This window comes from Phytobacter ursingii, from assembly GCF_001022135.1.
Lineage (GTDB): Bacteria > Pseudomonadota > Gammaproteobacteria > Enterobacterales > Enterobacteriaceae > Phytobacter > Phytobacter ursingii.
Map to the genome: position 1 here is coordinate 4,351,088 of NZ_CP011602.1, position 11,108 is coordinate 4,362,195.

At 54.5% G+C, this 11,108-nt stretch carries 12 protein-coding genes; 4 read left to right on the forward strand and 8 right to left on the reverse strand.

All coding sequences use genetic code 11. From position 1 onward, the window contains the following. Positions 1-177: 177 nt before the first annotated feature. Positions 178-1,131: an HTH-type transcriptional regulator MetR gene (gene metR, locus AB182_RS24050; protein ID WP_047372285.1), complete on the forward strand. Its 954-nt coding sequence runs from the start codon at positions 178-180 to the stop codon at positions 1,129-1,131. Here the strand turns inward: metR and AB182_RS31045 are convergent. The 3 genes from AB182_RS31045 to pldB form a co-directional block, all read right to left on the reverse strand. Next, positions 1,019-1,918: a carboxylate/amino acid/amine transporter gene (locus tag AB182_RS31045; protein ID WP_071845944.1), complete on the reverse strand. Its 900-nt coding sequence runs from the start codon at positions 1,916-1,918 to the stop codon at positions 1,019-1,021. The two genes, metR and AB182_RS31045, sit on opposite strands and share 113 nt — an antisense overlap. 79 nt (positions 1,919-1,997) lie before the next feature. Continuing rightward, positions 1,998-2,798 carry a sugar/pyridoxal phosphate phosphatase YigL gene (gene yigL, locus AB182_RS24060; RefSeq protein WP_047372286.1) on the reverse strand — a complete coding sequence of 267 codons (801 nt, stop codon included), beginning with the start codon at positions 2,796-2,798 and terminating at the stop codon, positions 1,998-2,000. Positions 2,799-2,824: 26 nt separating this feature from the next. Beyond that, positions 2,825-3,820, reverse strand: a complete 996-nt coding sequence (gene pldB, locus AB182_RS24065) for a lysophospholipase L2 (RefSeq protein WP_047372287.1) — start codon at positions 3,818-3,820, stop codon at positions 2,825-2,827. Positions 3,821-3,925: 105 nt separating this feature from the next. Between pldB and rhtB the strand changes: the two genes are divergently transcribed. Continuing rightward, entirely contained in the window at positions 3,926-4,546 is a 621-nt protein-coding gene (gene rhtB / locus AB182_RS24070; protein WP_047372288.1) for a homoserine/homoserine lactone efflux protein, read from the forward strand. A 228-nt stretch (positions 4,547-4,774) separates the two neighbouring features. Here rhtB and rhtC read toward each other — a convergent pair whose 3' ends face one another. The 3 genes from rhtC to pldA form a co-directional block, all read right to left on the reverse strand. Then, the gene (gene rhtC, locus AB182_RS24075; protein ID WP_047373427.1) at positions 4,775-5,398 is read right to left on the reverse strand and encodes a threonine export protein RhtC; all 624 of its coding nucleotides are present in this window, start codon (positions 5,396-5,398) and stop codon (positions 4,775-4,777) included. A gap of 61 nt (positions 5,399-5,459) precedes the next feature. Beyond that, positions 5,460-7,286 (reverse strand): ATP-dependent DNA helicase RecQ, encoded by a 1,827-nt coding sequence (gene recQ, locus AB182_RS24080; RefSeq protein WP_047372289.1) that lies wholly within the window; start codon positions 7,284-7,286, stop codon positions 5,460-5,462. A 65-nt stretch (positions 7,287-7,351) separates the two neighbouring features. After that, entirely contained in the window at positions 7,352-8,227 is an 876-nt protein-coding gene (gene pldA, locus AB182_RS24085; RefSeq protein WP_047372290.1) for a phospholipase A, read from the reverse strand. Positions 8,228-8,386: 159 nt separating this feature from the next. Between pldA and yigI the strand changes: the two genes are divergently transcribed. Together yigI and rarD are read left to right on the forward strand one after the other, a co-directional pair. Then, complete coding sequence (yigI, locus tag AB182_RS24090) at positions 8,387-8,854, forward strand: acyl-CoA thioesterase YigI (RefSeq protein WP_047372291.1); 468 nt, start codon at positions 8,387-8,389, stop codon at positions 8,852-8,854. A gap of 51 nt (positions 8,855-8,905) precedes the next feature. Further along, a complete protein-coding gene (rarD, locus tag AB182_RS24095; RefSeq protein WP_047372292.1) occupies positions 8,906-9,793 on the forward strand; it encodes an EamA family transporter RarD in 888 nt (295 codons plus the stop codon). A 132-nt stretch (positions 9,794-9,925) separates the two neighbouring features. Here the strand turns inward: rarD and corA are convergent, their stop codons facing one another. Both corA and ysgD read right to left on the reverse strand, forming a co-directional pair. Continuing rightward, a complete protein-coding gene (gene corA, locus AB182_RS24100; protein ID WP_039077036.1) occupies positions 9,926-10,876 on the reverse strand; it encodes a magnesium/cobalt transporter CorA in 951 nt (316 codons plus the stop codon). A 153-nt stretch (positions 10,877-11,029) separates the two neighbouring features. After that, the gene (ysgD, locus tag AB182_RS33155) at positions 11,030-11,086 is read right to left on the reverse strand and encodes a YsgD/CorL family protein (protein ID WP_212743980.1); all 57 of its coding nucleotides are present in this window, start codon (positions 11,084-11,086) and stop codon (positions 11,030-11,032) included. Between the last annotated feature and the right edge of the window lie 22 nt (positions 11,087-11,108).

Genomic DNA, 11,108 nt, shown 5'->3' on the forward strand with positions numbered 1-11,108 from the left:
GTTTGCTTATCTCCGGGAGCTTACTGGAGTAAGTGACCGGGGTAAGTAAACGCAGCCAACGCACCATAAATTTAAAAGACGAAGGATTTTAGCCGTCCAGATGTTTACACATCCATAATTGACAGTTACTGTATCCTCCTCAAGCGCAAATTTGTCATGCCGAAGTGAAGGACTTTCATGATCGAAATTAAACATCTGAAAACGCTACAGGCGTTACGGAACTGCGGGTCGCTGGCTGCCGCGGCGGCGGCATTGCATCAGACGCAATCCGCACTTTCCCACCAGTTCAGCGATCTGGAACAGCGCCTCGGCTTTCGGCTATTTGTGCGCAAAAGCCAGCCGTTACGCTTTACGCCGCAAGGAGAGATCCTGCTCCAGCTGGCGAATCAGGTGCTGCCGCAAATCAGCAGCGCATTACTGGCCTGCAATGAACCGCAGCAAACCCGCCTGCGCATCGCGATTGAATGCCATAGCTGTATTCAGTGGCTGACCCCGGCGCTGGAGAGTTTTCGCGCTCAATGGCCGCATGTGGAGATGGATTTTAAATCGGGCGTCACCTTCGACCCGCAGCCCGCGCTCCAGCAAGGCGAGCTGGATCTGGTGATGACCTCGGACATTCTGCCGCGCAGTGGTTTGCACTATTCGCCGATGTTTGATTTTGAAGTGCGGCTGGTACTCTCCCCGGATCATCCGCTGGCCTCACGCACGCGGATCATCCCGGAAGATATCGCCACCGAGACACTGTTGATTTATCCGGTGCAGCGTAGCCGCCTGGATATCTGGCGTCACTTCCTGCAGCCGGCAGGCATCAGCCCGCAGCTTAAAAGCGTGGACAATACGCTGCTGCTGATTCAGATGGTGGCGGCGCGGATGGGCATTGCCGCCCTGCCGCACTGGGTAGTGGAAAGTTTTGAACGCCAGGGGCTGGTGGTGACCAAAACCCTGGGCGAGGGATTATGGAGCCGGCTGTACGCTGCCGTGCGCGATGGCGAGCAGCGCCAGCCGGTGACCGAGGCATTTATTCGCTCAGCGAGGAACCACGCGTGCGACCATCTGCCGTTTGTGCGGAGCGCGGAGCGACCCAGCGCCGATGCACCCACAGCGAGGCCAGTATCACCGTCCCACCAATGATAAAACTCGGCCAATGCGGCTGCACCTGCCAGATGGCAAGGTTAACCAGCAGCCCGGCCGGGACATGCACGTTATTCATGATGCCAAGCGTACCGGCATCCACCTGCGTCGCCCCGTAGTTCCACATAAAGTAACCCAGCCCGGACGCCACGACGCCCAGCCACACCAGGATGCCCCATTGCAGGCTGGTAGTCGGCAGTTTATGCGGATTCCCCAGCAGGAACCAGGCGATAACAGCCACAATCGCGGCGCCAAGGTAAAACCAGGCAAAGGCGTTGTGCTGCGGCATCGGGCGTGTTTCCATCAGGCGCTTATACCCCACCATGCCGATGGCGAAACTGAGGTTGGCGAGTTGCACAAACATCAGGCCCGTCCAGAAGTGGTCGCTGACTTTGTCGTAACGGATAATCGCCGCACCCACCACCGCCAGTAGCGCACTCAGGGCATAGCCCCAGCGTAAGCGCCGTTTGCTGAGAAGATCATAAATCAGCGTGATATAAAGCGGCGTCAAAACGGTGAACAGCAGGAACTCCGAGACGCTCAAATAGAGGTACGCGCGGAAGCTAAACAGGTACATGATGCCAAGTTGCATCGCCCCCACCAGCATGTAGAGCAGGATCGTTGTTAGCGTTTGCCCACGGGTACGCAGGAATGGTAAGAAAACCAGAGCCGCCAGGCCCACGCGCATCAGGACCGAAAAATAGCTGTCGACGTGCCCGGCAAGGTACTCGCCAATCAGGCTAAAGGAAAAGGCCCACAGGATCGTGGTGATGATGAGTAACGCCACAATGAATGTCTCACAGAATAAGGAGCACCCATTGTAGCGGAGTCTTCGGTTGACAACTGGTCAATAAACGACCAAAAAATCAGCTCAGATAGAGTTTACGCAGGTAATTCGGCACGGCGTTGTCGGCGTTAGTGCCAATGACTTCCAGCTCCGGATGCAAATCCTTCAGACGCTGGTGGGCGTTGCCCATAATGCACCCTTTACCGGCCATCGAGAGCATTTCGGCATCGTTCATGCCATCGCCGAACGCGATGCACTCTTTCAGACTGTAACCGAGCGCCTTCGAAACGGCTTCCAGCGCGTGCCCTTTCGACACCCCGCCAGCCATGACTTCCAGGCATGTCAGCGTCGAAAAACTGACGTTCACGCGATCGCCCCAGCGGGCATTAATCGCCTGCTCCAGCGGAAGCAGTTGTTCATGTTTTTCGCAGGTAAAGAAGACTTTGCTGATACCCTCAGGTTCCAGCATGCCTGGCTCATAGAGGGAATACTGGAAAATCGCCTCTTTGAAGAAACGCATTTCGTCCGGGCGGTGGCGGTTCATAAACCACTCATCATCACGATACACATTGGTGATGATGTCCGGGTTGTTATGCACCACGCCAAACAGATCGCTGGCAATATCCCGATCCAGATTATGAGTGAAGACCAGATTGCCATCGGTATCGTGAACGCGCGCGCCATTAGAGGTGATCATATACGCCTTGATCCCCAGATTATCGCGGATTTGCCCGACATCCACGTGGTGGCGGCCCGTGGCGAAAACGAAATTCACTCCGCGCTCGGTGAGCAGCTTCAACGTTTCTTTCGCGTAAGGGGAGAGTGTGTGGTCGGGGGAGAGCAATGTGCCGTCTAAATCTGACGCAACAACCTGATACATAGGAAACGTTAACCTCAATAATTCATTTAGTTATATCGATCGAAAAAATCGACGATAGCGTTGAGCGCGACTGAGCGCATAGCGTCCTCTTCAAAGAGGATCTCATGGTACGCGCCCTTGATGACAAGCGGCTTCCCCCCTTCGCAGGGATGGCCCGCCGCGGCGCGCATTTCACAAAAGCGATCGTGCATGCGGTTATCGACAACGCGCTCTTCTTCTGCCTGAATAATTAACATGGGCGATGTGTCTGAGGCGGCTCCCGCCAGTACCTCTTCACCGGCCAGGATACCTTCCCGCACCCAGTGCCAGGTGGGCCCGCCCACGCGGAGTTCAGGCTCGTCGGCGTAGAAACGCAGGTTCCGCCGATAACGTTCGCGACTGTGGGTCAACGTGTTCATGGCAAAGGGCAACGCATGCCAGCGACCAGTGCCAATGGCATAGTTCTCGCGAATACGCGGGTAGCCTTCCGCCCAGTCCAGCAGCGGACGCACCATCCAGTCCGGCAGGTGAATAATAATGCCGAACATCGGCGCGCAAAGGGCAATGGCATCACAGTTGGCTTGTGGGTGGCGTTGCACAAAGAGCGTGGCAATCGCGCCCCCCATCGAATGGGCCAGAATATAACGCTTACGCCACGGGCCGGGCGTCACTTCCTGCTCCCAGAACGCCGTGAGATCATCAACATAATCACTGAAATTGACCACATGGCCGCGATGAGAATCTTCCAGCAAACGACCGGAACGCCCCTGACCGCGGTGGTCGATGATGAGCACATCAAAGCCGAGATGGAACAGGTCATACGCCAGCTCAGCATACTTCACATAGCTTTCAATTCGACCAGGGCAAACCACGATAACCCTGTCATGTCTGGCGGCATGGAAACGGACAAAGCGCACCGGGATATTATCCACACCGGTAAATTCTGCCTCTTCCCGTTGCCGCCAGAAGTCGGTTAACGGGCCAGTGGCAAAGGCAGCAAACGCGCTTTCTCTGGTTTCCCACTCCTTGTTTTGCCGGAACATTGGCTACGCCCTCACTTGCGCGACAAAAACGTTTTTGTGACCTGTAGCTAATTCCGCTAACAATAGCGTATTGTGGCATAAAAACAGACAATCAGGGAGTTTCTCATGACCTTCGAGTGGTGGTTCGCTTATCTGCTGACATCGATCATTCTCAGCCTGTCGCCCGGCTCCGGCGCGATTAATACCATGACCACCTCGATAAGCCACGGTTATCGCGGCGCGGCGGCGTCCATTGCCGGGCTACAAACCGGCTTAGGCATTCATATTGTGCTGGTCGGCGTGGGGCTGGGCACCCTTTTCTCCCGCTCAATACTGGCGTTTGAGGTGTTGAAATGGGCCGGTGCCGCGTACCTGATTTGGCTGGGCATTCAGCAGTGGCGCGCTGCGGGTGCGATAGACCTCAACACCCTTGCGCATACGCAATCGCGGACACGTCTGTTTAAACGCGCGGTTTTCGTCAATCTGACGAACCCCAAAAGCATCGTTTTTCTCGCCGCGTTGTTCCCACAATTTATTGCGCCCAATCAGCCGCAGGTGATGCAGTACGTGGTACTCGGCGTCACCACTATCGTCGTGGATATTATCGTGATGATTGGCTATGCGACGCTGGCGCAACGTATTGCCGCATGGATTAAAGGCCCGCGTCAGCTGAAAGCGCTGAACAAGGTGTTTGGTTCGTTGTTTATGCTGGTGGGGGCGCTACTGGCATCGGCAAGACATGCCTGAGTTTTGGCGGTCATGTCGTCCCGGATGCGGCGCGAACGCCTTATCCGGGCTACGGGTTCGGTGCCCGATCGTAGAGGGGAGAGGGATCCCGACAAAAATGCGAGCTCGATCGGTTCCCTCTCCCTGAGGGAGAGGGCCAGGGTGAGGGGGAAAATGCGGCTCGGGAGGTGGGTTCCGTTCACAGTATCTACCAGCAATCAAGACATGCGTGAATTCGCCCGAAAACAATCAACGCGAAATGATCAGATGGATACCGAAACCCGCAAACAGCGCACCGGCAAAACCATCAATCCACTTCGCCAGACGCTGATAGCCGCGACGCATCGCCGGTAACGCGAACAGGCTTGCCACCACGGTAAACCAGGCGAAGGTTTCCAGCGTAATCAGCATAAAGATACCCCAGCGCGCACCAGCGCCCACGCTATCGCCGACAAACAGTGAAAACACCGAACCGAAATAGATAATCGCTTTTGGATTCGCAAGGTTCGTCAAAAGCCCCTTCATAAAGCTTCGACCACTGCTGGTTGCCAGTTCAACCTCCGGCGCAACGGCTTTTTTCTCTTCTTTTTTCAGCGCACCGCGCAGCATCTGATAGCCCATCCAGCACAGGTACAGGCCACCGCCAACCATGATAATGCTGTGCAGCCAGGCCATTTTTTCGAGGATCAGGTTAAGACCGAGCAGTGCAACGCCTGCCCACACCATCACGCCTGTGGTAATGCCGAGCACGCCCATCATCGCCTCTTTGCGGGAGCGACTGACGGCAGTTTGCGACACAAAGAAGAAATCAGGACCGGGGCTCATCAGGGCAACAATGTGCACCAGGGCGACGGTGAAAAACAGTATTAGCATGATCAACTCGCGGGAAAATAATAAAGGGGATGACTATCCTGGCACTTTTCGTTCGTGCTGACTACTCATCATCACCGTCAACATGGGCACGAATCAGCGCCATAAACTCCTGGCCAAAGCGCTCAAGTTTGCGGACGCCAACACCGTTAACGCCGAGCATTTCGCCTGGCGTAATGGGCATCTGTTCGGCCATTTCAATCAGCGTTGCGTCATTGAAAACCACGTACGGCGGCACGTTATTTTCATCGGCAATCGCTTTACGCAACTTGCGTAGCTTCGCAAAGAGTTTGCGGTCATAGTTGCCGACCGCCGCCTTTTGCATCACGCGGGATTTCAGGGCGACCATGCGCGGTACAGCCAACTGGAGCGGTACTTCGGCGCGCAGCACCGGGCGGGCGGCTTCGGTCAGTTGTAAGGCGGAGTGCTGGGCGATGTTTTGCGTGACCAGACCCAAATGAATAAGCTGGCGGATGACACTCACCCAATGTTCATGGCTCTGCTCACGGCCAATACCGTAGACCGGCAGTTTGTCATGCCCCAGGTCGCGGATACGCTGGCTGTTGGCGCCACGCAGCACTTCTACCACATAGCCCATACCGAAACGCTGATTCACCCGGTAGATAGCCGAAAGCGCCTTCTGTGCATCTTTCAGCCCGTCATACTGGCGTGGCGGATCAAGGCAAATATCGCAGTTACCGCAGGCTTCCTGGCGCCCTTCGCCAAAGTAATTGAGCAAGACCAGGCGGCGGCAGGTTTGCGCTTCGGCAAACGCCCCCATTGCATTGAGCTTGTGGCGCTCAATATCCTGCAACTGTCCGGGGGGTTTTTCTTCAAGACAACGGCGCAGCCAGGCCATGTCTTCCGGCGCGTAGAACAACATCGCCTCAGCGGGCAGGCCATCACGCCCGGCGCGACCCGTTTCCTGATAGTAAGACTCGATATTACGTGGAATGTCGAAGTGAACCACAAATCGCACGTTGGGTTTGTTAATCCCCATACCGAACGCAACAGTCGCGACCACGATTTGCAGATCGTCGCGCTGGAATTTCTCCTGCACGCTGGCGCGCACCTCGTGTTCCAGCCCGGCATGATACGCCGCAGCGCTAAAGCCCCGGCTTTGCAGGCGAGCGGCGGTGTCTTCCACCTTCGCCCGGCTGTTGCAGTAAATAATTCCGGACTTGCCGCGCTGGTCGTGTACATAGCGGAGAAGCTGATCGAGCGGTTTGAATTTCTCCATCAGCATATAGCGGATATTGGGGCGGTCAAAACTGCTGATCTGAATCAGCGGATCGTTCAATCCCAGCAGACGTTCAATATCTCGACGTGTGGTGTCATCCGCCGTGGCGGTCAATGCCATAAAAGGCACAGATGGCAGATACTGACGAAGCTGACCGAGTGCGGCATATTCAGGACGGAAGTCATGGCCCCATTGGGAGATACAGTGCGCTTCATCGACCGCCAGCAGTACCGGGTTCCAGTGCGTCAGTTGCTCAAGGAAGTTATCAAGCATCAGCCGCTCGGGAGCGATATACAGCAGACGGATTTGCCCGGTGCGGCAGCCAGCCATCACCTCAAGCTGTTGTTCACGACTTTGCGTTGAGTTCAGACAGGCCGCAGCAACGCCGTTAGCGAGTAACTGATCAACCTGATCTTTCATCAGTGAGATCAGTGGCGATACCACCACCGTAAGACCAGGCAGAATCAGTGCCGGAATTTGATAACAGAGCGATTTGCCGCCACCGGTAGGCATGACAACCAGACAGTCGCGGCCGCCGAGCACGGTATCAATGATATGTTGCTGACCCGGACGGAACTGCTGGTAGCCGAAGGTTTCCCGTAAAACTTCCAGGGCTGTCGATTCCAGATTCAATACTTCCGCCTGCGCCACATTTACTCCACTCGACAAAATAAAACAGGCGCTATTTTCAGCGCCTGCTCATGAAACTGCAATGCTTAAAACAGATCGTTAAGCATTACGCCGACACCGACACGCGTCTGATTGAAATTGTAGTCAATTAACGACTCGCCATAACCGCTGTACACCTGGGTGTAGAAGCGGACATGTTTGGTGATCGGATAGCTTACACCGACCTCTGCGCCACCGTAGCCAGTGTTCCAGTTGTACTGCCCTTTGACGCTGAAAATGGCCTCGCCATACTGGTAGCCGACGCGCAGTTGATAGTGACCGAGATATTTGGTGATATCCGGGTTATCGTCGGTGTTCCCTACAACATACCAGGGTTTTACTTCCACCAGCCAGTTGCCATTTTGCGCCATCAAACGCGTATAGAGGCGATTCCAGCTACGCGATGTGGGATCAGAACGGCCATTGGAGTCATGGTTAAAGCCAAACTCAATATCGCGCAACGTCCAGCCCGCAACGCTGTAATCGGTGGCGAAGCCGAGGAACATTTGTGGTTCATAGTTGGTTTCGCGGAATGGCGAAGAAGCCGGTTCCTTGGTATTAGAAAGCTGCCACCACGATTTTTGCGTATAGGAAGCGCCCAACACGGAATTCGGACCGAGTATGCCGCGCCACAGCGGAAATGCCAGGCTGAGCTGGAATTTTACTTCATCCTTACGCGCTTCATCAGACCAGCTGTACGAACGAATGGCTTCTTTATTCATGTCGCTGGTATAGGTATAAAGCAGGTAGTTCGACTCGTACGGATAGAGCGTGAACGGATTATCATGCTCCTGCAGCATATTCGCGATAATACTACCGCGCACAGCAGGCGCATCATGAACTTCTTTTACTGTCGCTTCCTGCGCAAAAGCCGCAAAAGGCAGCGCACATAATGCCACAAACCAACCCAGAAACGTCCGCATCGGTTTTCTTCCCCTGAACAATGTTGATAAACTGAATATTTTTACAACATCTATTCTACATATTTATTGAGACGCTGCGCAGGTATCCTGTCTTAAACTGGAATTCAACAATTTAGAGGCATAAAATCAACATTTCATTAACCTAACGGAAACGTCACTATGTCTGCCGTCCTCACAGCAGAATCCGCATTAAAACTCGTGGGCGAGATTTTCGTCTACCACATGCCTTTCAATCGTGCGCTGGGGCTGGAGCTTACCCGCTACGAGAAGGATTTCGCCCAGCTCAGCTTCAATAACCAACCTATGATGGTGGGAAACTGGGCGCAGAGCATTTTGCACGGCGGGGTGATTGCCTCCGCACTGGATGTCGCCGCAGGTCTGGTGTGCGTTGGCAGCACGCTGACGCGCCATGACACCATTACCGAAGAGGAGTTGCGCGCTCGCCTGTCGCGAATGGGCACCATTGATTTGCGCGTCGACTATTTACGCCCGGGTCGTGGCAATCGCTTCACCGCCACCAGTACGCTACTGCGTGCGGGAAACAAGGTTGCGGTCGCTCGTGTCGAGTTACATAACGAAGAGCAGCTCTATATCGCCAGTGCGACGGCAACCTATATGGTGGGTTGAGCAGCAAAAATCAGGTAAAATATTGTTACTTTTTAGCAACGAGTTTTCCTGATGGATGCAAAACAGACGCGGTTAGGGGTAATACTTGCTCTGGCCGCTTATTTTATTTGGGGTATCGCGCCGGCCTATTTCAAAGTCATCTGGTTTGTTCCCGCCGATGAAATTCTGACTCACCGCATTATCTGGTCCTTCTTCTTCATGATCGCCCTGATAAGCGTTAGTCGTCAGTGGTCGCAGGTGAAACAGCTTTTACATACGCCAAAGAAAATCTTGCTGCTGGCGGTGTCCGCCGTGCTCGTCGGGGGAAACTGGCTGCTCTTTATCTGGTCGGTGAACAATCACCATCTGCTGGAAGCAAGCCTGGGCTATTTTATTAACCCACTGGTGAATATTCTGCTGGGGATGGTGTTCCTTGGTGAACGTTTCCGCCGCATGCAGTGGCTGGCGGTAATACTGGCTGCCAGTGGCGTACTGGTACAGTTGTGGGCCTTCGGCTCCTTGCCGATTATCTCACTGGGCCTGGCTTTTAGCTTCGCCTTCTACGGACTGCTGCGTAAAAAAATCGCCGTCGACGCGCAAACCGGCATGCTGGTGGAAACGCTGTGGTTGCTGCCCGTGGCGGCTATCTGGCTGTTTGGGATTGCCGACAGCGCCACCAGCCATATGACGCAAAACAGCTGGTCGCTTAATTTGCTCTTGATGGCCGCCGGGGTGGTCACCACGGTTCCTCTGCTGTGCTTTACCGGGGCGGCGATGCGTCTGCGCCTGTCAACACTGGGTTTCTTCCAGTACATTGGCCCAACGCTGATGTTCCTGCTGGCAGTGACGTTTTATGACGAGCATCCGGGCGCAGACAAAATGGTGACATTCGGGTTTATTTGGGTCGCGCTCGCCATCTTCGTAATGGATGCGCTGTATACCCAACGCAGGGGTCGATAATTCCCGGCATCAGGATCCCGTACCGCTGATGTCGCTGCGTCTTAAATCAGCCGGAGCAGGTGAAGGAAGCCACGCGCAATAAGATCCGTAAAGAAAGGTTCAGCAGAATTGCTGAACCTTTTTGTTTTAGATTTACAGCCAGTTACGACGTTTGAAGTAGAGATATGGCGCCAGCCCGGCGAGGATCATAAAGACAATCGCGCCTGGGTAGCCAAAACTCCAGTGCAGCTCAGGCATAAACTCAAAGTTCATCCCGTAACTGGAGGCCACCAGTGTCGGCGGCAGGAAGACAACGGAAACGACCGAGAAGATCTTGATGATCCGGTTCTGCTCAATATTGATAAAGCCCATTGCCGCCTGCATCAGAAAGTTCACTTTCTGGAACAGGGATTCATTGTGCGGCAGCAGAGATTCGATATCGCGCAGGATTTCGCGGGCCTGCTCCAGTTGACCGCCAGGCAAACGCGCTTTACGCACCAGGAAGTTCAGCGCGCGCTGGGTATCCATCAGGCACAGACGCACTTTCCAGCCGATATCTTCCAGCTCCGCCAGCGTCGAGAGCGCTTCGTCATATTCATCGCCCTGATGACCTTCCATGATCACACGGCTGAGTTTTTCCAGATCGCTGTAGATGTTTTCGATTTCATCTGCGAGTTGTTCGATTTTGGTCTCGAAGAGGTCGAGCAGTAACTCATAGGCGTTGCCATCAACCATTGCCTGGCTACGGGCGCGCATGCGATAGAGACGAAATGCCGGTAACTCGCGCTCACGCAGGGTGAACAGGCGGCCTTCGCGGATAGTAAATGCCACAGTAGAGTTGCCGGCGTGGTCTTCCGCATCTTCAAAGAAGAAGAAGGAGTGGATGTGCAAGCCGTCTTCATCTTCAAAAAAACGCGCAGACGCTTCGATGTCTTCCAGTTCCGGGCGTGTCGCCAGGTTCTGACCCAATTCAGACTGCACACGGGTTCGCTCGTCATCGTCCGGCTCGACCAGATCAACCCAGACGGAACTGGCGAGGTGCTTTATTTCGTCAGCTTCGAGACGGGTTAAACGATTATTTTCCAGTTGAAATGCGCTCAGCATAGCCGGGACTCCCAATGCAAAAATGACTGGACAGTTCGGTTGGGCACACAAGAAACATTTGGCGTTTCAGACCATTAAACAGCCTGACTCAGCGCGACGGGAATACAGCAGGTCGCTGACAACCACTAAGGCCATCAGCATGAGGAGATAGCCTTAGGAGTTGTTCCTGGATGACAGGGAATTGAGCCAGTATCTACTGGGTGTGTCCAAGGCGAATGTCCTCTTAGCGTGA

Coding starts and splice junctions, on each gene's coding strand:
- pldB (WP_047372287.1), bottom strand. CDS start 3,820: ATGTTCCGGCAAAACAAGGAGTGGGAAACCAGAGAAAGCGCGTTTGCT.
- corA (WP_039077036.1), bottom strand. CDS start 10,876: ATGCTGAGCGCATTTCAACTGGAAAATAATCGTTTAACCCGTCTCGAA.
- pldA (WP_047372290.1), bottom strand. CDS start 8,227: ATGCGGACGTTTCTGGGTTGGTTTGTGGCATTATGTGCGCTGCCTTTT.
- yigL (WP_047372286.1), bottom strand. CDS start 2,798: ATGTATCAGGTTGTTGCGTCAGATTTAGACGGCACATTGCTCTCCCCC.
- rhtB (WP_047372288.1), top strand. CDS start 3,926: ATGACCTTCGAGTGGTGGTTCGCTTATCTGCTGACATCGATCATTCTC.
- rarD (WP_047372292.1), top strand. CDS start 8,906: ATGGATGCAAAACAGACGCGGTTAGGGGTAATACTTGCTCTGGCCGCT.
- yigI (WP_047372291.1), top strand. CDS start 8,387: ATGTCTGCCGTCCTCACAGCAGAATCCGCATTAAAACTCGTGGGCGAG.
- rhtC (WP_047373427.1), bottom strand. CDS start 5,398: ATGCTAATACTGTTTTTCACCGTCGCCCTGGTGCACATTGTTGCCCTG.
- metR (WP_047372285.1), top strand. CDS start 178: ATGATCGAAATTAAACATCTGAAAACGCTACAGGCGTTACGGAACTGC.